This is a genomic window from Nostoc sp. DedQUE09 (assembly GCF_034530915.1).
In the GTDB taxonomy this organism is placed as follows: domain Bacteria; phylum Cyanobacteriota; class Cyanobacteriia; order Cyanobacteriales; family Nostocaceae; genus Nostoc.
On the sequence record NZ_JAVRCE010000027.1, the window covers coordinates 17,971 to 38,845 of the forward strand.

The window sequence follows — 20,875 nt, forward strand, 5'->3', positions numbered from 1 at the left end:
CAACCAGGAGTGCATTATGATTCCATCTTGGATAATAATCGGGGCTGTAACTTTTTTCGTCGCCCTTGGTAGTTTCTTCATCACGCCACGTGATGTTAAATGGTTTGCAAACTTAAGTCGCCCTCGTTGGCTAGTTTTTGAGCCGTTGATTCCAATTATTTGGACTGTGATTTTTATTTGCGGTGCAGCTTCAGCTTATGTTGTCTGGGAAAAAAATCCCGGAAGCCTAATTACTTGGCTACTAATGGCTTTGTACCTCTTGGTGGAAATTATCACCGTTGCCTACATCCCTACAATGTTGAGGTTTCGCAGTCTCAAAGTTGGGGAAGTTCTTGGGCTAATCGGTTTGATTTCAGGCGTTGTCTTGGCAATCTGCGTTTTACCGATTTCTCTCATGGCGGCGCTGTTACTCCTTCCTTATCTAGTTTGGACTCCCATTGGTACTTACACTACCGACGAGTTAAAAGAGTTGAATCCTCTAGATGCATAATGAATCTATGGAAGACGCCCATAACGTGCTGTGACAGGATTGGCTGGATTAGATTGATTATTCAGCCAAGCCCACATTTGATCGCCAACAGAAAAATGCCACCATTCTCTAGGATTGCGTTGAAAGCCGGCTTTTAACATTACATCTCGCAATAGTTGACGATGAACATGATACTTTTGCGTTTCTGAGCGATCGCTATTGGCATAATAATCGGGATGCGATCGCTCTGACATTTCATCAATCGGCGAACCCATATTCACTATTTGCCCTGCATCATCTACCAGCGTTACATCTACCGCCCCACCAGTACTATGAGGAGGCGGAGTTTTTTCATCCAAACTTGGTGCAGCCCATATTGCATAAACTGCTTCCCAAACTTCTTGGCGTTGGTTTGGTGATAACTCCACCTCAGTCAGTCCTCTATCCCGCACTGCTTGGGCGAAGCTGTAATCTACCATAAACTGCTGAACTGCGATCGGGCGATAGGCATCAAAAATTTGGATACGCCAGTTAGGATGCAGAACATTAAGATAATTTTGCGCTTGGATCAAATTTTTGATAACGCTTTGACGGAGATAATAGGGGGAGCGATCGCCATAAGGCGCACCTAATTTTTCATAAGGATGGGGAGATTCCACCGCAAACAATTCTAAAGGAATCGCTATTATCGGTTCACCACACTCGAAAATTGGGATTTGATGATAGGGCCTCATCTAGTCAGCCATGCAGGACTTACGGATTTTAACGCAGGCATAGCATTCTGCGTAACGAGTCTCTTCTTTCTCTGGTCTATGGTGTACACACGAGGACTTTCGTTCAGAACACGAGGACTTTCGTCCAGAACACGAGGACTTTCGTTCAGAACACGAGGACTTTCGTCCAGAACACGAGGACTTTCGTCCAGAACACGAGGACTTTCGTTCATAACACAAGGACTTTCGTTCATAACACAAGGACTTTTGTTCAGAACACAAAGACTTTCGTTCAGAACACAAGGACTTTTGTTCAGAACACAAGTATTTTTTGAGCCTTTGAGCGAATGAAACAGCTTTGCCTTTCGAGAGGAGTTGGGGGTGGGGGTTATTGTACCTAACTCAACCGAGAACCGCTATATAAAATACTTAGGCTGTAATTACTGCTTATAAAGTTCTGAAACATTTCAAAAAATGAAACGATCAAAGTAACGTGTAGTATATTAATAATCGTTATTATACTCAAATTAATCGCGTCCGAAAAATGTAACAATACCATATACTTTCTTTCCATTATTTAGGAATATCCTTGCACTAAAAATTAACATAAAAAATAAAGTATGGCAGATAAAACCAAAATTATTTCCTTTGAACTTTCTGACGGCAAAATAATTAAAGTAGAGGTTACGCCTATAGGGGAACAACCTGTTTCTGCTGAAACCAGAGTCTTTAAACAAGCGACAGAAATTATTAAATCCATTGCTGAAAATGTCGCAGTTACATTAAAAGATATTAGCGAGACAGTTAAACCAGATAAATTTAGTGTCAAACTTGGTTTACAAATTGGAGTTAAGTCAGGACAACTAACCGCTTTAATTGTGAAAGGAACAGGCACAGCTAACCTAGAAATTACGATGGAATGGAATAAATAACAGTTGATTGTTTTACAGTTGTGGTAATCTTTTTACAAAGATGCTAGGTAAGAGCAATTAATGGGTAACGAAGACGATTTACAACGCTGTACAGTGCGTTTAAATGTTGCCAGTAGTCAGGGAACAGGTTTTTTTGTTGCACCGAATTGGATTCTCACCTGCGCCCATGTAGTCGAATCTGCAAAAGATAACCCTGTGCAAGTATTCTGGAAAGCAGGAAACCAGAATTACACAGCTAAAGTTACGCAATTATACAAATATCCCCTTGATTTAGCGCTTTTACAACTGGACGAGGATTGTTTAGATCATCCCTGTGTTGAATTGGATGACACAGAACCCAATCTCAACGATGATTTATATATTTTCGGTTATCCCAAGAATAGCGAAGTTGATTATTCGCAGGGAGATTCAGCAAGCTTTAAATATGAAGGAATAGGTTTTAAACAGGATATTATTCTCTATAAGTTAAAGCAAGGGCAAGTTATCTCAGGCTTTAGTGGCTCGCCTTTGCTAAATTTACTAACAGGTAAAGTTTGTGGAATTGTACATCTTTCCCGTGATGAGAGTAACGATTTAGGTGGGCGGGCAGTTTCGGCTAAAGTTATTGTGCAACAGTTTCCCGAAATTGGCTCACTTAATAAACAATTTCATCAGTCAAAGCCCAAAGGTGATAATCCATTTGAATATGGTCTTCCTGTTCCTCCAGAACGTTTTTACGGACGGAGAAAAGAGATTTTAGAAATTAAAAACCGCATTGGCGCTATTAGCCCTCAATGTGTCAATTTGGTAGGCTTGCGGCGCAATGGAAAAACCTCTCTATTGCGATATATCAGAGAAAGAATCAGCGAATTTTGCTCGCCAGAACAAAAGCCTTTAGTTGTTTTCTTAGATTTAACGAGTAAGAATTTTCATACTCCAGAGGGGATTATTGAAGGCTTAAGGCGAGGGATTCACAAACTAACAGGGAATTTTCCTTGGTCAAAGGAAGATAATGAAGATGGCTTTGCAGTAGAAGATGGCTTACAGGTCTTAGTAGATGAAGGGTATCGTTTAATTATTTTATTGGATGAGTTTGAAGCCATTGCTAGTAAAAAAGATAGATTGGAATTGTTTCAGGATTGGGGAGAAGATTGGCGTTCTAAGGCTTCTGCGGGTTTATTAACAATGGTAATTGCCAGCAAACGCCCTCTTAATGAAGTTTACGAAACTTTGAGTCTGGGTTCTCCCTTTGCCAATATTTTCAGTATGACTATTATAGGGGCATTAGAGGAGGAAGCTTGGCGAAGTATCATCCAGAAAGGACAGAAAGAATTTCTGCCTAATTCTGCGGTATTACAATGGGTGGATGAGTTAACAGGAGGGTTGCCCTATTATGTGCAGATGGCGGGGGCGATGTTGTGGCAAAATAAGAATCAAGAAATAGCTAAAAATGAGTTTAATTTTCAAGCAAAGCCTCGTTTTGAAGAACTTTGGAAAGATTTAACTAAAGGTGAACGTTTAGCATTGCGTTATGAGTTGGGAGAGAGGAATTTGCCTATTGCTGATCCGGCAATTGTAGATAGGCTTCAGCGTCATGGGTTATTACGAAAGAATGGAGGTTTATTTAGCAGTTTTTTTGCAGAGGTTGTGAAAGGTCAAAGATAAAACAAGAAGCCAAAGATTCAAATATTAAATATAAATAATGTTGCTGTTTTTGCGAGAAACTTGGGAACTATTTTGGTGGGCAATGTTTTGTCCTTCAAGACTTCAGCAACGAATGAATGAATGGTTGCCTCAAGAAGAAAAAGATGGACGCAGACAAGACACAAGTCTTTTGGAGATTTTATTTTTTGAAAATTTGCGATTTCGTAGTCAGTATCTATTACTATTATTTATTTCTAATATCCCTCTTATTTTAAGATTGATTGAGTGTAATCAATTATTAGATTGGTTACAGTTACCTTGTGTAATGTTAATTGCTTATACGACAGGAGTTTTATTTTTGCATTTAGGACTATTTATCCCTTTATTGTGGTTGATAGTTGTATTAAATCAGCCTGATAGCTGGTTAAAGGGCCTAATAAAAGCTATTAAAGTTTTACCTCCTTTACCTCAAATAGGGATAGGTTTTGCAGTTTTTGGAGTATCTATATCATTAACTATTTGGTTAATATTGCAACTGTTAAAAAAAGAACATCTTTCCTTTGCTCGTAATGTGATGGTGGTGGGAGGAACAATCAGTGTAATGTTAGGAGCGTTGTTAGCAAGTCAAAACTGGTTGTTTCTATTGTTAGTAAGTGGAATGACAGGCTTTCTCCTATTTGTATTAAGAGAAAGTATTATAACAAAGAGTGATAATGCGGTCGGAGTAGCGGGAGGAGTGGCGGGAGGAGTGGCGTTCGCCGTCGCGGTCGTCGTCGCGGAAGGAGTGGCGGGAGTTGTCGCGGAAGTTGTCGCGGTCGGAGCAGCGTTTGTTGTGGCGTTCGTCGTGGCGTTCGTCGTCGCGGTCAGAATGACGGTCAGAATGGCGGTCAGAGTGGCGGTCAGAGTGGCGGTCGTCGTCGCGGTCGGAGTGGCGGAAGGAGTGGCGGTCGGAGTCGCAGTCGGAGTGGCGGTCGGAGTGGTGGTCGTCATCGCGGTCGTCGTCGCGGTCGTCGTCGCGGTCGTCGTCGCGGTCGTCGTCGCGGGAGTTGCTACTTTACCGCTTATTTGGTTTTCGATTGTTGCAAGTTTAATCGCTTTTGCTCTTGCACCAGCAAAAGACCACAGAGTTTTTATCACCATTACAGTGATTTTAATAACTCTTTCTGCCCAAAATTTAGGATGGCGTTCAGCATTAATTATCCCTGTAACATTAGTCAGCTATTACAGAATATTTCCTGATTATTACTTTATCTCTTTAGGTAGTTATTATATATTTCCTCATTATTTACTAAAATTTTTCAGATTTTCAGATTCAACAATTAGGCGGTTACGTGCCCAAACAGCAAAAATATTTTTTCAATTACCTCAATTACCTCCTTACACTAGCGAACTGCTCTGGATACCTTTACCGAATCACGCTCAACTTCTTGTTTCTGAATTTTGTGAAAGACCTCAACAAGCCTTAACAATCTTTCAATACACCCAAACTTTCTCCTTACCAGGATTTCAAATAACCCTGAAAAACGCTTTACCACAAATCGTCGCCGACCAACTCCAGCAAATTCAAAGTATTTCAGAACTAATATTTACTGCCAACTCCGACCATCCTATATTACCCTTCCTGATTTTCCCCTTCTATCACCTCGATTCTGACAGCGACACCCCTACTCCAGAAATACCTTTACCAAAGGTTAAACCCGAACTTTCTATCCTTCTTCCTCGCTTGAAAACTATTATTCAAGATATTCAATCTGCACTTGAAAATAAAAATATACACCTACGAGAACGAGGATTAGAAAAAATTAATAATAAGCTTGTTAGATTACAACTCCAATTACCCTCTCTTGGACTTAAAGACGAAGCCATCAAACGCTGGACACCTGTACTGGAACATTGGCAAAGGGTTATTGAACTGGAACAAAATGAACAACGTAAACTCTCTCAAGGCGAACTAATCAACCCGTTCCAATATGGAAATCCGGTGCGACTTGACCAAAAAAACTTATTTAAAGGTCGTCAGAGATTTGCCAATGAAATTGTCCGTCGAGTTTTAGACCGTGACCGACCTACCCTTGTGCTGCATGGCCCCCGTCGCTGTGGTAAAACTTCCTTTTTGTATAACTTTCCCCGCCTACTTCCCAGTGATATCCTCCCCGTATTTGTGGATATGCAAAGTTCCGCCATTACCACCAGCGAATCTGACTTTTGCTTTGGCTTAGTCCGTGCAATTCATAAAGACTGCAAAAGTCAAGGCGTTAAATTACCAAACATTCCTAAACGCACCGATTTTCAAGCTAGTTCCCATACCACCTTAGAAGATTGGTTGGATGAAGCACTTGCCCAAATCGGAGAACGGCGAATCCTTCTCAACCTTGATGAATTTGAAAAAATCGGTACTGCTATCCAAAAGGGACAGATAACTTTACGTTTATTTGACGAACTGCGCCATTTAATTCAACATTATGAACAACTCGGTTTTCTCTTTTCTGGGGTACAAACTTTAGAGGAATTAGGCCCAAATTGGAGTAACTATTTTATCAGCGTTATCCCGATAGAAATGCTTTATCTTGAACATAACGAAGCCGAGGAATTATTGCTTAATCCAGATCCAGCTTTTGCACTGCTTTACGCTCCAGGGATTGTAGAGGAAGTATTAATGCTTACCAATTGTCACCCTTACTGCCTACAATTATTGGGTGCATCAATGGTCAATCAAGCTAACTTGAACCATACTAATTTTATTTCTACTAAACTCTTGCAAGCTTCTATTAATGACGCATTTATTTCCGGTCAGCCTTATTTTACAAATATTTGGACAGAATTTACAGGAACTACACCAGAAGAAATGGTAATTGGTCAAGAATTATTATTACAAGTTGCCAAGACAGATATTTTATTACCTATAACTACTGAAATTGCTGAAAAGGTATTAACCCGCTTGTTGCGTTATCATATTTTACACAAAATCAATGGAGGATATGATTTTGAAATTCCTCTGTTAAAACAATGGGTGAGAGAGCGTGCAGTAAGAAGCTAATTATTTTATGAATATGCCTTAACAGATTTCAACTTTTATTATTAACGCTTTGTTTTATTTAAATGCTCAATCAAAATCAAATACCCTTATTAGATGCCTTAAAAGCCAATTCAGCAAGACCTCATGCGCCTTTTTACACTCCAGGACATAAACAAGGTGAGGGAATTCCTCAACCCTTGGCTGATTTACTTGGTAAAGCTGTCTTTCGCGCTGATTTAACCGAATTAGCAGATTTAGATAATCTCTTTGCACCGCAAGGCGTTATTCAAGAAGCCCAACAACTGGCGGCTGAGGCTTATGGTGCTTCGCAAACATGGTTCCTTGTCAATGGTTCTACCTGTGGGATTGAAGCGGCAATTCTCGCTACCTGTGGTACAGGCGATAAAATTATTTTGCCTCGCAATGTGCATTCTTCGGCGATCGCTGGTTTAATTCTCTCCGGTGCAATACCTGTTTTTCTCAATCCTGAATACGATCCAGTTTTAGATATTGCCTACAGCATCACGCCCAATGCTGTAGAATCTGCACTCCAACAGCATCCAGACGCCAAAGCAGTGTTGACAGTTTACCCAACATATTACGGCGTTTGCGGAGATTTAAGTGCGATCGCCAATATTACACATCAATATAATATCCCTCTACTCGTAGATGAGGCACACGGCGCACACTTTGGCTTTCATCCCGAATTACCCACTCCAGCTTTAGCCGCAGGTGCAGATTTAACTGTACAATCCATTCACAAAGTACTCGGTGCAATGACACAGGCATCGATGCTGCACGTCCAAGGTAATAGGATAGATTGCGATCGCATCAGTAAGGCTTTACAACTCTTACAATCTACCAGTCCTAGTTATTTACTTTTAGCTTCTTTAGATGCAGCGCGTCAGCAAATGGCACTCCACGGAAAAATGCTGATGTCTCGCACTTTGCAACTTGCTGATGAAGCTAGAACAAAAATCAGTCAAATTCCTGGATTATCAGTTTTAAGCCCCCCTTTAAAAGGGGGGTTGGGGGGATCTTCCGGCTTTGTAACTTTAGACAAAACGCGACTAACTGTCACTGTTTCTGGTTTAGGTTTAACCGGATTTGAAGCAGATGAAATTCTCGATGAAAAATTAGGTGTCACTGCTGAATTCGCCTCACTGCAACATCTCACCTTTATCATTAGTTTGGGCAACACCCCAGCCGATATTGAACAATTAGTCCAAGGTTTCACCACCCTCGCCAAAGAATATTGCCGAAGCAACTTGACTGTTAAAAACCAAGTTTGGCTAAATCTAGACAGAACCCTAGATTATGCTTTACAACTTTCTCCCCGTGAAGCCTTTTTTGCTATTAGTGAAATACTACCTTTGACAAAGATCAATAAACGCATCTGTGCCGAAATCGTCTGTCCCTATCCCCCAGGAATTCCTGTGTTAATGCCGGGAGAAGTCATCACCAAACCCGTCCTTGACTATCTGCAACAAATCCAGGCGATGGGAGGATCGATCGGTGGTTGTGCTGATAGTAGTTTCCGCACCCTAAAGGTAGTAAAAGAATGACTTATATGGTAAATTTAAGGATAATAATTTCAGACCATTACTCACAATGGTTCATCGTTTGTCAAACTTACCTAAATAATCCTCTCTTAAAAATAAATTTAAATCAATGAAGATAAATTTTTTGTTCGCAGCAGCAATTGTACTTTCCTTAGTAACGACCTTCAATAAAGCTGCTTTTGCTCAAAGTCCAACTATTACTATTGCACCAAGTAGTAATGCTCAAGAAATAGAAAAAACTAATAATATCAAGAAATTGTTAGAGATAACTGGTACGAAAAATCTTTCTACACAGATCATCACTCAACTATTAAATAATTTCAAGTCCGAATACCCTCAAGTTCCTCAAAAATTTTGGGATACTTTTGCTGCTGAACTCAAGATAGATGATATTGTCAATGAGATTATTCCTATTTATAATAAATACTTTACTAATGAGGAAATCAAACAAATTATTGCATTTTATCAGACACCTTTAGGACAAAAAACAATTACCGTTATTCCCCAAATCACTCAGGAATCTACTGCTATTGGTATAAGATATGGAAAAGTAGCAGTCGAAAGAGCCTTAAAAAAATTGGAAGCAGAAGGATATATCCGCCCTAGTCGATAAAGCGGTCTATGATGTTAACTGGAATTTAGAAATGGGTAATTTTTAGGTTTTGCTCAATTACCAATCCTGCTAAAAAGCAGCAAAGGAAAAAGATTCTTTTTGCTCCCCTATTCTCCCTCTGCCTATTGTTTACTTCCTCGAGCGAGCAACTTTAAACTCAAATCAACTCTGCTCTCCACCTTCTACAATCAAGGTTCCTATCCTCCATGAATTCCCTTGTTAATGCCGGGAGAAGTCATCACGAAATCCATTCTTAATTACCTGCAACACATCCAGGTAATGGGGGTATTTATCAGTGGTTACAATCACACTAGCCTGAAAACTTTGAAAGTTTTGAAATAACGTCCTAACTCCTAACTCCTATAATTATTGTTGATAAAAATTTAATTCATGCGGTAAACAGTAAATATGCGGTTAAGCAGATAATTTGGAGAAAAGTATACAGTAGTTATACTAATGTGAAACTTCAATAAAAATAGCTAGTAAACTAGTGCAATCTTTAATTTATACCCATAGGATCGTTTTGATGATTCCTAAACTAGAAGATGAAATCAAAAACCTATTATATTTGGGGGTTAGTAACAGTTCCAATTGTAGTCACTCTAGCGCTGGGTTTCTCAGCAAGAGCGAATGCAATTGAGTTAGGCGCTGCCTCTAATTACAATGTATTTGTTTTGGGAGATATATCTCAAAAATATACAGATATCGAAGGAAAAGTTGCTGCTGGCGGTAACATAAATTTCGTCGGCGGACTTGGAAGCAGACTTTCTGGTAATAGCGGCAACGTAGTAGTCGCTGGACAGAATTTAACTTTAAGCAACGGTCAAGTCTACCACGGTAATGCTGTCTATGGCGGCAGTGCCGATGTATCCAGCAATGTGGGATTTCCCCAAGGAACTCTCAGCCAGGGTAATCCCATCAACTTCAATGAAGCAGGGAAACAACTGCGAGGGCTATCTGAATATTTGGCAACCTTAACTCCTACTGGTAACACAACCGTTCAACCTTGGGGTGCTATTAACCTTAGTGGCAGTGGTACTGCTTTTAATGTTTTTAATCTTGCAGGCTCATCTGTCTCTAAGACAAACTATTTTGAAATTAAAGGGGACGCAAATTCAACTATCGTTGTCAATATCAGCGGTAAGGATGTGTCACTACAAAACTTTGGGTTTAATATCATTGGCGCAGATAAACAAAAAGTAATCTACAACTTTTATGAAGCAACTAACCTAACTGCTAGTGGAATTGGCATCCAAGGTAGTATTCTTGCGCCTTTGGCTAATTTCAATTTCAATAACGGTCAAGTTAACGGCAATGTAGTAGTAGCTTCTTTGACAGGAAATGGCGAGTCTCACAACTATCTATTTAATGGCGATCTGCCAGATGTCCCAATAAAGTACTACAATCCGCCTAAGCGTCCCACTCGTATTCAGGTTCCAGAGCCTGCAAATCTTTCAGGTTTAGGATTAGTTGCTGTAGTATTTGGTTTGTTTCGCTACAAACGCAATTAAGCAACTTGTTTAGAATAATTAAAAATTTTTGGCAGCATAGCGCATGAAGCGAACTTATTTATAGATTTTCGCTCATGCGCTATTTCCTTACTCTCTACCTTCTACAATAAGGATAGACTTTATTGAGATTTGTATAGTTGGGGATCGGCTGTCATGGCTCCCGCCGTTTTAATTCAAAATCTGCAAAAACGTTACGGTACAGTGGTTGCCGTCCAGGATGTTTCCTTTCAGGTAGAACCAGGAGAAATTTTTGGTTTACTTGGCCCTAATGGTGCTGGGAAAACTACAACCTTACGTGCTTTGTGTACGCTGACCACACCGGATGCTGGCAAAATCGAAGTATCTGGCATCTCTGTGTTAGATAATCCGAGAGTGGCAAGACAAAAGCTAGGCTATGTAGCTCAGGAAGTCGCTCCAGATAAAGTGCTAACTGGACGAGAATTGTTGCAATTGCAAGCAGCACTTTATCACCTCCCAGGCGCAGCAGCTAAACAGCGAATTGAGACAGTATTAGATTTACTTGGTTTGCAAGAATACGCCAATAAAAAGACAGGAACCTACTCTGGCGGTTTACGCAAGCGTCTAGACTTAGCTGCTGGATTGCTCCATGCACCGGATGTTTTGGTGTTGGACGAGCCAACTGTAGGACTTGATATAGAAACCCGTTTTGTGGTGTGGGATTTTCTCAGAAAATTACGCGCCTCTGGGACGACGGTAGTAATTACCAGCCATTACTTAGAAGAAATTGACGCTTTAGCCGATCGCGTGGCAATTATAGATCGCGGCGTTGTAATTGCAAGTGGTACACCTTCGCAATTGAAAGATCAAGTAGGGGGCGATCGCATCACCTTGCGAATCCGCGAGTTTTCCCCCGTTGAGGAAGCTGAAAAAGCTAAAAACCTCCTGAAACCTTTACCCTTTGTCCAAGAAGTCATCATCAACAGCGCTCAAGGTAATTCACTCAACTTGGTAGTGACACCTCAGAATGATGTTCTCATTAACATACAGCAAGCGCTGAATACCGCTGGCTTGCCCATATTTGGCATCGCCCAATCTCGCCCCAGTCTCGATGACGTTTATCTCGCTGCCACAGGACGCACCTTACTGGATGCAGAACTCGCAGCCATCGCAACCCGCGATCCCAAAGCTGAAAAGAAGCAGAATATGAGATAGGTAGGGAGCAGGGGAGCAGGGAAGCAGGGGAGAAGTAGCAGTAAGTCTTTCCCCTCCATACTGCCTCTTGTGCCCAATCTAAAATCCAAAATCCAAAATCCAAAATTGCTATGAGTGTTACTCCTAAATCTGATATCAATTGGCAGCCGCTAGCATCGCCGCAAGCAGATGCTAATACTGCACCTAACTTTTTCGGTGAATTGGTACAAGAGACGTTGGCTTTAACTCGTCGCTTGTTTATTCAGTTGCAACGCCGTCCCTCATCCTTAATTGCTGGAATTATTCAGCCAGTAATGTGGTTAGTGCTATTTGGCGCTTTGTTCCAAAATGCTCCTAAGGGTATATTTGGCAATACAACAAATTACGGTCAATTTTTAGCTGCTGGGATCATTGTGTTCACAGCTTTTGCTGGGGCGCTGAATGCTGGTTTACCAGTGATGTTTGATCGCGAGTTCGGCTTTTTGAATCGTTTGCTGGTGGCACCGTTAGCATCGCGGTTTTCCATTGTCTTTGCCTCAGCAATCTTCATCATTAGCCAAAGTTTGCTGCAAGCTGCCGTAATTGTTGCAGCAGCTGCATTCTTAGGGGCTGGAATTCCAGATTTAGCGGGTTTAAGTGCGATCGCTCTAATTGTCTTACTTTTAGCTTTGGGTGTAACAGCCATCTCCCTCGGTTTAGCTTTCGCTCTACCCGGACACATTGAATTGATTGCAGTGATTTTCGTCACTAACCTACCATTATTGTTTGCTAGTACTGCTTTAGCACCTCTATCCTTCATGCCTCAGTGGTTGCAGGTTGTAGCTACCTTAAATCCTCTCAGTTATGCGATCGAACCAATTCGGTATCTCTATTTCCACAGTAATTGGGAACTAAATAGTGTAGTGATGCAGGCTCCTTGGGGCAATGTTACCTTTGGGGGAGCATTACTGGTGTTGTTTGGCTTTGCCCTAGTCGCCTTGCTGAGTATTCAACCCCAACTGCGGCGGACTCTTGCTTAAAAAGATAAAATAGATCAATTTTATTTAGGGTCAAAACCGATGAAAAAACCATTTTTACAAATTACTAGACTCTGTGTAGCTACGGCAGCAGGAATTAGCTTTGCTTCCTTACTCATGGCTCAACCAAGTTCCGCTCAAGTCAGCCCAGCGGATACTTTCCCCAGTAATAGTACAACAGATCAAAACACCGATCCTTTCGCCCGTTCCAACTCAGACAATTTCAATATGTTTGATCTGATTCATCGGGCAAATTTCGGGACTCTCAACTGGGATTCTAACCAACAGAACGAAGAACTAAACTCAGCAGCAGCAGCCTTTAAAGCAAGGCAACAAAAACTAATTCAAGGTCAACAACAGCAACCAACCCTCAGTTTGCCAACGGTTACACAACCATCAGTTACGCCGCCATTGGTGACACCACCATCAGGTAACTGAATCAAACAAAAAACCCCAAGCCTCTAGAAGCTTGGGGCTAAGACTATTTAAAAAATCCTGAATTATCAGGTAAAAAACTACAGCCCAAGTGCAGCTAAAATATCGCTAGCATGGTTGCTGGTATTTACATTAGCGTCAACATGAGTAATTTTGCCGCTGGGGTCAATTACGTAGGTGACGCGCTTGGCATAACCGCCGCCATCCACATCGAAAGCCTTGATGAGGGATTTGTCGCTGTCAGCCAGTAGGGGAAAATTCAAATTATATTTTTGGGTGAATGCTTGATGCGAGACTTCATCATCTGCACTGACTCCCAAGATGACAATATCTTTACCTTGATACTGAGACTGGGCATCTCGAAAACTACAGGCTTGTTTGGTGCAGCCTGGCGTGTCATCTTTGGGGTAAAAATACAAAACAACCGTCTTTCCGGCAAAATCAGATAGCGAGACTGTGTTGCCGTTTGTATCTTTGGCGGTAAATGCAGGTGCATCCGTACCAACTGCTAGAGGCATAATTAACCTTTCCTGTTTCAGATTGTTGATGCACTTGAAATTTTACATTAATTTATAATGTTTAAATATAATTACTAAAAAATAGGATAACTATACTTTAGGTAACTAATTTTGGTTAAATCAGGTATTTGGTACAAGAAAAAATATATTATTAAATTAATCTTTATTAGAAAAAAAATTATACCTACACACGATGCCTGCTGTTGATTCCCAAAACCCAAATATTTTTGTCTATCCTCAAAGCACAGTAGAAAGAGCCGAGCGATCGCTAGTATGTTCGCCTTTTAATGTATCTTTATTTGAAGTGATGGGTGATCAGAGTGTATCAGTAACTGCGATCGCTCTGGAAAATGGACTCAAGCAAGGCTATACTAAACGCCCTTTATCAGAATTAGCCTGTGATGACGCTTTGGGCTGGTTGATTCAAGTAGGTGTATTGCGCCGAGAGGTCGATGGTCAGGGAATTACAGATAGTTTTCGCCTCACTCCCTTGGGACGCCAGTTAGTGGAGCAGTATCAGGAAAAAAATTGGCGTACTCCTTCATGGCGCGATCGTTTCTATGATGCAGTGATTCGTTGGTTACGGATACCTTTTTAGAATAAAAAATCCAAGAGTTAGGATTAGGGAATCAAAGGGAACAATATACACGGAAACATCACATCTATTCATGAAGTCTTTACCATAACCATTCAACTGCAATTTGTGATGGTTATAGTGGGCATTGGGTACAAGAGGCAGAGGTGCAGAGGAGCAAAGGGGCAGAGGGGAAAAACTTACTGCTCCTCTGCTCCTCGGTCACTGAGTTTACGGTGAGCGCAGTCAAACTGCGTAGCCGTTTGCGCAGCGTCTCGTAGAGAAGTGCTGCTCCCTTGTTGTTCGCTCCTAAAAATTAAATCTGTATCTTGAAAAACTAAGTGATAGCAACTATGAAATCAATTATGGTAGTGGGGACAACATCCCATGCAGGGAAATCACTTTTAACTACAGCTATTTGTCGCATTTTATCGCGGCGTGGTTGGCGAGTGGCTCCCTTTAAAGGTCAAAATATGGCTTTAAATGCTTATGTTACTGCCAGTGGTGGAGAAATTGGCTATGCTCAAGCAGTGCAAGCTTGGGCTGCGGGAGTCGTGCCTTGGGTAGAAATGAATCCCATTTTACTCAAACCCCAAGGAGATATGACTTCCCAAGTAATTATTAAAGGTAGGTCTGTTGGTAAAGTGAGTGCCTCAGATTACTACGAGCAATATTTTGAACTGGGGTGGCGGACAATTGAAGAATCGCTACAGCATTTAGGAACAGAATTTGACATGCTGGTTTGTGAAGGTGCCGGTAGTCCAGCGGAAATTAACCTCAAGCACCGCGACTTAACTAATATGCGGGTAGCAAAACATTTAAATGCACCAACCATATTAGTAGTTGACATTGACCGGGGTGGTGCTTTTGCTCATGTTGTTGGAACCTTAGAGTTATTGGAACCAGATGAACGCGCCTTAATTAAAGGTATAGTAATTAACAAGTTTCGAGGGCAGCGATCGCTCTTAGATCCGGGGATAAAATGGTTAGAAGAACGCACAGGTATCCCCGTTATCGGTGTTATACCCTACTTGCAACAGATGTTTCCAGCCGAGGATTCACTTGACTTGCTAGAACGTCAATCGTCGTCAAATAAAGCCCAAACTGACCTCAACATTGCTGTCATCCGCTTACCAAGAATTGCCAATTTCACCGACTTTGACCCACTGGAATCAGAAAGTACAGTTTCAATTAAATACTTAAGTCCTAAGCAAGATTTAGGACATCCTGATGCCGTGATTATCCCAGGTACAAAGACCACAATTGCTGACTTGCTACTGTTGCAAAAAAGCGGTATGGCAGAAGCTATCCAAAACTACGCTGCTTCTGGGGGAACGGTTTTAGGTATCTGCGGTGGCTATCAAATGCTCGGTCAAATCATCGCCGATCCAGAGGGGATAGAGGGACAAGCTGGCAGATTTCAAGGGTTAAATCTTTTACCAATCAGAACTGTTATTACAGGACAAAAAATCGCCCGCCAGCGCCAAGTTAGCTCAAATTATCCCCAACAAGGTTTACCAGTAAATGGCTTTGAAATCCACCAAGGGCGATCGCGCATTGAACAGCAAGGTATAGATCCCCAATCCTACCATGCCCTATTTGACGATATTAATTTAGGGTTAGTAGATAGTTGTCAATCAGTATGGGGAAGTTACCTCCACGGACTTTTTGACAATGGCCCTTGGCGACGGGCTTGGTTAAATCGCCTCCGTCAACAGCGGGGTTTAAAATCTTTGCCTACCGGTGTTGCTAACTATCGGGAACAGCGAGAGCAGATTTTGGACTCTCTAGCCATAGAAGTTGAAAGCCATTTAGACTTAAGTCTGTTTTTGTCTTAAGCTAAAATGCGTTGAAATGTCATTAGTCATTGGTAATTGGTCATTTGCAAAGGACAAAGGACAAAGGACAACTGACAAATGACAACTCTATTAAATGCGTAATATTAATGATTGTTCGTGTCCGTTTTTTACCAGATGATGTCACAGTAGATGCCGAAGTGGGAGAAGCCCTCTTAGATGTAGCAGACCGGGCTGGGGTATTTATTCCCACCGGTTGTCTCATGGGATCTTGTCACGCTTGCACCGTCGAATTAGAGGATGGAGAGATCATCCGCGCTTGTATTACCGGAGTACCACCACGCAATGAATTGACGATTAATTTGTTTAGCGACCCAACTTGGTAATATCGCCCTGCTATGCTTAAGCACTTTAGTAGGTGGTAACTAATGCTGCACACTTTGCGCGCTCGCAGGTTATTTTAGTTGAATATATATTGTTAAGTATTTTTACTGGTTTTTTGCTGCTAAATAATTTGTATATTTATTTGCAAGTACGTGACTAGGCTATGGCGTAACCGCCTACTATCATGATGATGTGCCATCACATTTATTCCAAGTGATGAAAAATCTAGTTAACTAGGTAATTTACATGACATCAGAGCAAAGACAAAAAGTAATCGAAGGCGACCTTGAGGCAAAATTAGCCTTTCTTAAGCTAGCTAATGATGCTGCAATTTTCGTGAATAACGTAATAAATTCATCTGAAACAGTAGATTCACCGGAAAAAGTAGCAAGATTAGATGCCGCTTTAAAAGTTTTAGAAATTAGCTGGACATCAAAGAGTCTGAAACCCGATTAACAGATATTTATATTCCAAATCATAATAATGCTTACTTAATTTGTCGTCAATTCACTGAAAATATTTTATAAAGGAATAAAAATTTATGCTCACAAAGAAATTAACAATTAAAAAAATAATCGAAGTTGAAGTTGAAATTGAAGTTCAGCTAAACGAAAATGAACATAATCCAACCGATTTTGGTATAGATAAAAATGAAGATGAATTTACTATACAAGATTCGGAAAACTTTCAAGAGTCTTTAAGTGAAAAAGCTAATGAGATAGCAATACATATAGCAAACAAAAGACTAACAGAAGCTGTAAAAAAGTCAGAAGATAATATAAAAACAAAGGAACCCTTATATGAATGGGGCCATCTAGAGTTACTTTACATAACAGCTTGTCGGATAGAAACTAATGATAGCGATTGGGAAATTATTAGCGAAGAGGGTGGTGATTACGTATAAATATAAAAAAAGCTCCATTAAGAAATAGCGCTATTGCACCTCCTCTAACACTTAAAAAATCCAAATGTTCTCATCAGACAGCAAGAAACTTTTACACCTTGTTTCCTACTGTCTGGTTTTGCTATCTATATCAATTAGCTTTAACATTCAGCGCGTATTCTTTAAACCTTTCCAAATCAGCTTGAATTGTCGATTCAACCACCCGCCCCAAAAATAAGTTATCCATAATTTTGCCAAGAATGCCGGGGATAGCATAGGAAATAGTCATTTTCACAATACTACTGTTGTGGCGATCGTAAAAGCGAATCGCTCCCTGATTCGGCAAACCATCAACAGATTCCCATTGGATAATTTGGTTAGGAATAACTTTGAGAATTCGGGATTGCCAAGAAAATTCTAGACTGCCAGTTTTTAATTTCCAAAGAGATATATCTGGATTATCTGGCGGAATTTTCACCGAATCAATCCACTTCATCCACCGGGGCATTTGCTCTAAATCAGACCAGAGGCTCCATACTAAATCTATGGGAGCCTCTACTTCTACCTGCACAGTATGCTCTAACCAGTCTGGCATTTCTCTTTTTCCTTCTCTAGGAGATGCTTTGCGATCGCGTTCTTTGCACCCTTTGGAGTAGCCTGGGGCAAGCCACTGCGTGTCTACGTTATTTCTTTAAACTCTCCAAAATCACTTTTGCCGCACGTCGTCCAGAAATAGTAGCACCTTCCATGCTGTCGATGTAGTCTTGCTGAGTATAACTCCCGGCAAGGAAGAAGTTATCTACTGGTGTTTTTTGGTTGGGGCGGTATGCATCCATCCCTGGCGCTTCTCGGTAGAGAGACTGAGCAAGCTTTACCACACTGTACCAAGTCATATTTAGCTCTCGCGACGAAGGAAACAGTTCATGGACTTGCTTGAGAACATGCTGTGCGATCGCTTCATTACTTTGCGCAATAAACGGATCTCCTGGTGTCAGCACTAACTGTAATAAAGACCCCTGTCCTGGGCGATAATAATCAGCAGGGCTAGTCAACGCTAAATCGGCAAAACAAGAAAAGTCAGCATCGGCTGTGTAAAGTAAATTATCGATTCCAGCCGCATGGTTTAACTGTTTACGTTGCTCTCCATCGTTCAGTTCTGTTACCCAACCATCAAAGCGTAACTGCACTGTAGCCACTGGCACTGCATCCAGTTTGTAAATATTGTCAAATTCTGACCACTTACGCCACTCGTGGGGTAGGATGCGTTGAATTCCTGGAACATCACAGGCAAAAACGTAAGCATCAGCGGTGATAGTTTCTACTGCATCACCTTGGGCAACTACTATACCAGTGACACGGGTTTGTTCAGCTGACTCAGTAAACTCAATTTCCCGAACTTGTCGGCGCGTATAAACCTTGGTGCCTCTAGCTTCCAGATATTCCAGAATTGGTTTGTGTAAATATTCAGATGGAGAACCTTCCAGCATTCGCAAAACTGAAGCTTCAGTTCTAGCTGCAAATAGCTGAAATATGGTTAACATACAACGGGCAGACATATTTTCACAATCAATAAATCCCAATGCGTAAGCAATGGGGTTCCACATCCGCTTGATGCTGCCATTACTTCCACCATGACTGCGGAACCAATCGGCAAAGCTAACTTTATCTAAATTGCGGATAGTTTTCATCGCCCCATTAAAGTCTACCAATCCGCGAACTACCGGACTAGTACCTAAAGCGATCGCATTTTGCAATTTATCCTGCAACGATAGTTGGGAAGTAGTGAAAAATGCCTTTAACCCATTGAAAGGCGCACCTGTAATAAAACGAAAATCTAAAGCACCAGTGCGCCCACCTTTATTAATAAAAGTGTGGGTATGTTCCTTGAGGCGTAAGTTTTCTAACACCCCCACTTTTTTCATTAAGTCAAATAGTTGGTAGTAGCACCCGAAAAATACATGCAACCCCATTTCTAGATGGTTGCCATCTCCATCAACCCAACTGCCAACTTTACCACCGACAAACGGACGAGACTCGAAAATCTCTATTTCACAACCAGCATCAGCTAGATCTACTGCGGTTGCTAGCCCAGCCAGTCCCGCACCTACAATTGCAACACGCATTCCGTCGTTCCTTTTCAGTTTCTTTACAGATTGTAACTGGGTTGGTGTCGGAATTTGCTACTTAATATCAACTCCAGCAGCATATTAATGCTTGCCAATATCAATACTAAAAACTCTTTGATTACTTCTTTTAGTCCCGGTAAATGACCAGACGCGATAAAAACGCGTCTGTATCATCTAGACAAACTTTTGTCCATAGCAGCGGGCTCTCAAAAGTATCAGAGATATTTTTTTGGTGGCAAAGCAGTTTTCTCGATAAGTTGTGAAAGTCACTTCTTAGTTGTTTGCATCTTTACTGTCGTCGTCGGAGACAGGCAAACTTCTAATCAGTTCACGAATCACATCAGTTGCAGGTCTACCTGTTTGTTGGCAATATTTTTCTAGTTTTTCCGCTTCCTGCGTTGCGAGATTAACTGTTATGCGTTTAACTGCCCATTTTTTATTTGTCATTATCATGCTATCTGCTGTATATTTAGATGGTCGAAAGAGTCTAAATTAAAGAGGGAACCGATAAGGTTATCAGAGTTTGTCTCACGAAACAAGTAATACCATTAATATTAAGAATGTTTGTTTTGTCAAAGGATTGATCATTTTCTAAAAAAATCAAAATACTACACTTTATTTGTTACTATTGTGACAGCATAAATAGCACATCGTTGCTTTTGAAGATAATAACCCTACTAACAGCATGAGTAAACCCTGACAATGAAATTTTATAAAGGAATTCAACATACCTACTGTTGAACCAATGAAGATTTCCAAAGTTATTCTCCATTGAAAGCATTTGACCTTCTCTCTTAACTAAGTTCGTCAAACCCAGTTGGAGAGAATATCTGCTAGAACACCAACAAATAAAGCTTCAGAATCATTATCATGCTGAAATGCTGGTTTATAGGAGGGTTGGAGTGGTGTGTATAGAGCGTGAATAGTGACTTAGAAAGTAGGTAAATAAGCGATCGCTTAAAAGAAACACCCATATGTAACCAGACTGTAACCAAGAACTTCAGAGCTACTTTAACTGTTATGAATTTTGGTTTACTTCGATCAAGCTGATTGCTTTTCATTGCCAATATAGTAGCCAGAAAAAAAGGGACAATGCTCAGTCTACTGAGTTTAAATTGCCAATTGTTTTGGTAATTTTTGACAGCAACATCTGTAATTTCACACAGACTAACTTGTCCAAAATATATGTGATGTTATTTGACTGTTGCCGAGAATATTTTAGTTTTGTTTCATATTTTCACAATAAATTATCGTCAAAATGCAATAAAGTATTGCATATTGTTTATCTTCTTTCTATCGATATAGATTGCTTTGAAAGTAGCAATATTTTTACGATTTTTCGTCTTCATCTATCTGGAGATTATACAAATCCTTTTTAGCCAAGTAGGGCGTTATAAGTTTGACATAAAAAATTTCCTCATCTCTAAGCCAAGATATAAATTTCTGCCAAGAAAATTTTTGTTACAACTATTTTTATCTGGTAAGTATACCCATAAAAAGAATTGTATATTTTAATTTTTTTGGTAGTGTGTTTATTATAGCTATTATTTAC

Annotated in this window: 20 protein-coding genes; 15 read left to right on the forward strand and 5 right to left on the reverse strand. The window is 40.6% G+C overall.

Translation table 11 applies throughout. The features are described from left to right. The first annotated feature begins 16 nt into the window (after nucleotides 1-16). A complete protein-coding gene (locus RMY27_RS18105) occupies nucleotides 17-490 on the forward strand; it encodes a TspO/MBR family protein (protein WP_322665505.1) in 474 nt (157 codons plus the stop codon). A 5-nt stretch (nucleotides 491-495) separates the two neighbouring features. On the opposite strand, the gene RMY27_RS18110 is transcribed toward RMY27_RS18105, so the two are convergent. Then, nucleotides 496-1,203 carry a M15 family metallopeptidase gene (locus RMY27_RS18110; protein ID WP_322665507.1) on the reverse strand — a complete coding sequence of 236 codons (708 nt, stop codon included), beginning with the start codon at nucleotides 1,201-1,203 and terminating at the stop codon, nucleotides 496-498. A 599-nt stretch (nucleotides 1,204-1,802) separates the two neighbouring features. Here RMY27_RS18110 and RMY27_RS18115 point away from each other — a divergent pair. The 9 genes from RMY27_RS18115 (at nucleotide 1,803) to RMY27_RS18155 (ending at nucleotide 13,045) form a co-directional block, all read left to right on the forward strand. Then, nucleotides 1,803-2,114, forward strand: coding sequence for a CU044_2847 family protein (locus RMY27_RS18115; protein ID WP_322665508.1), 312 nt, complete (start codon nucleotides 1,803-1,805; stop codon nucleotides 2,112-2,114). 60 nt (nucleotides 2,115-2,174) lie between these two features. After that, nucleotides 2,175-3,758, forward strand: coding sequence for a trypsin-like peptidase domain-containing protein (locus RMY27_RS18120; protein ID WP_322665510.1), 1,584 nt, complete (start codon nucleotides 2,175-2,177; stop codon nucleotides 3,756-3,758). A gap of 37 nt (nucleotides 3,759-3,795) precedes the next feature. After that, a complete protein-coding gene (locus tag RMY27_RS18125; protein WP_322665511.1) occupies nucleotides 3,796-6,774 on the forward strand; it encodes an AAA family ATPase in 2,979 nt (992 codons plus the stop codon). Between the two features lie 62 nt (nucleotides 6,775-6,836). Next, the gene (locus RMY27_RS18130) at nucleotides 6,837-8,318 is read left to right on the forward strand and encodes an aminotransferase class I/II-fold pyridoxal phosphate-dependent enzyme (RefSeq protein ID WP_322665513.1); all 1,482 of its coding nucleotides are present in this window, start codon (nucleotides 6,837-6,839) and stop codon (nucleotides 8,316-8,318) included. Between the two features lie 106 nt (nucleotides 8,319-8,424). Then, the gene (locus RMY27_RS18135) at nucleotides 8,425-8,928 is read left to right on the forward strand and encodes a DUF2059 domain-containing protein (protein ID WP_322665515.1); all 504 of its coding nucleotides are present in this window, start codon (nucleotides 8,425-8,427) and stop codon (nucleotides 8,926-8,928) included. 545 nt (nucleotides 8,929-9,473) lie between these two features. Next, the gene (locus tag RMY27_RS18140; protein WP_322665517.1) at nucleotides 9,474-10,439 is read left to right on the forward strand and encodes a choice-of-anchor A family protein; all 966 of its coding nucleotides are present in this window, start codon (nucleotides 9,474-9,476) and stop codon (nucleotides 10,437-10,439) included. 153 nt (nucleotides 10,440-10,592) lie between these two features. After that, nucleotides 10,593-11,612 carry an ABC transporter ATP-binding protein gene (locus RMY27_RS18145; RefSeq protein WP_322665519.1) on the forward strand — a complete coding sequence of 340 codons (1,020 nt, stop codon included), beginning with the start codon at nucleotides 10,593-10,595 and terminating at the stop codon, nucleotides 11,610-11,612. 110 nt (nucleotides 11,613-11,722) lie between these two features. After that, the gene (locus RMY27_RS18150) at nucleotides 11,723-12,610 is read left to right on the forward strand and encodes an ABC transporter permease (RefSeq protein WP_322665521.1); all 888 of its coding nucleotides are present in this window, start codon (nucleotides 11,723-11,725) and stop codon (nucleotides 12,608-12,610) included. A gap of 39 nt (nucleotides 12,611-12,649) precedes the next feature. Next, nucleotides 12,650-13,045: a hypothetical protein gene (locus RMY27_RS18155; RefSeq protein ID WP_322665523.1), complete on the forward strand. Its 396-nt coding sequence runs from the start codon at nucleotides 12,650-12,652 to the stop codon at nucleotides 13,043-13,045. 77 nt (nucleotides 13,046-13,122) lie between these two features. On the opposite strand, the gene RMY27_RS18160 is transcribed toward RMY27_RS18155, so the two are convergent. Then, nucleotides 13,123-13,560, reverse strand: a complete 438-nt coding sequence (locus RMY27_RS18160; RefSeq protein WP_289798885.1) for a peroxiredoxin — start codon at nucleotides 13,558-13,560, stop codon at nucleotides 13,123-13,125. A 193-nt stretch (nucleotides 13,561-13,753) separates the two neighbouring features. Here RMY27_RS18160 and RMY27_RS18165 point away from each other — a divergent pair, with 193 nt between their 5' ends. The 5 genes from RMY27_RS18165 to RMY27_RS18185 all read left to right on the forward strand — a co-directional run bounded on the left by RMY27_RS18165 (nucleotide 13,754) and on the right by RMY27_RS18185 (nucleotide 17,218). Next, nucleotides 13,754-14,158, forward strand: coding sequence for an Npun_F0494 family protein (locus tag RMY27_RS18165; RefSeq protein ID WP_322665525.1), 405 nt, complete (start codon nucleotides 13,754-13,756; stop codon nucleotides 14,156-14,158). A 329-nt stretch (nucleotides 14,159-14,487) separates the two neighbouring features. Beyond that, entirely contained in the window at nucleotides 14,488-15,972 is a 1,485-nt protein-coding gene (gene cobQ, locus RMY27_RS18170; RefSeq protein WP_322665527.1) for a cobyric acid synthase CobQ, read from the forward strand. Between the two features lie 107 nt (nucleotides 15,973-16,079). Further along, nucleotides 16,080-16,316 carry a 2Fe-2S iron-sulfur cluster-binding protein gene (locus RMY27_RS18175; protein ID WP_322665529.1) on the forward strand — a complete coding sequence of 79 codons (237 nt, stop codon included), beginning with the start codon at nucleotides 16,080-16,082 and terminating at the stop codon, nucleotides 16,314-16,316. Nucleotides 16,317-16,560: 244 nt separating this feature from the next. After that, nucleotides 16,561-16,770 carry a hypothetical protein gene (locus RMY27_RS18180; protein WP_322665531.1) on the forward strand — a complete coding sequence of 70 codons (210 nt, stop codon included), beginning with the start codon at nucleotides 16,561-16,563 and terminating at the stop codon, nucleotides 16,768-16,770. A gap of 85 nt (nucleotides 16,771-16,855) precedes the next feature. Next, nucleotides 16,856-17,218, forward strand: a complete 363-nt coding sequence (locus RMY27_RS18185; RefSeq protein WP_322665533.1) for a hypothetical protein — start codon at nucleotides 16,856-16,858, stop codon at nucleotides 17,216-17,218. 130 nt (nucleotides 17,219-17,348) lie between these two features. Here the strand turns inward: RMY27_RS18185 and RMY27_RS18190 are convergent, their stop codons facing one another. From RMY27_RS18190 to RMY27_RS18200, 3 genes are all read right to left on the reverse strand, one after another. After that, nucleotides 17,349-17,792, reverse strand: a complete 444-nt coding sequence (locus RMY27_RS18190; RefSeq protein ID WP_322665535.1) for an SRPBCC family protein — start codon at nucleotides 17,790-17,792, stop codon at nucleotides 17,349-17,351. Nucleotides 17,793-17,880: 88 nt separating this feature from the next. Beyond that, nucleotides 17,881-19,320, reverse strand: a complete 1,440-nt coding sequence (gene zds, locus RMY27_RS18195) for a 9,9'-di-cis-zeta-carotene desaturase (RefSeq protein WP_322665537.1) — start codon at nucleotides 19,318-19,320, stop codon at nucleotides 17,881-17,883. 276 nt (nucleotides 19,321-19,596) lie between these two features. Beyond that, the gene (locus RMY27_RS18200; protein WP_322665538.1) at nucleotides 19,597-19,776 is read right to left on the reverse strand and encodes a CopG family transcriptional regulator; all 180 of its coding nucleotides are present in this window, start codon (nucleotides 19,774-19,776) and stop codon (nucleotides 19,597-19,599) included. Nucleotides 19,777-20,875 lie beyond the last annotated feature (1,099 nt).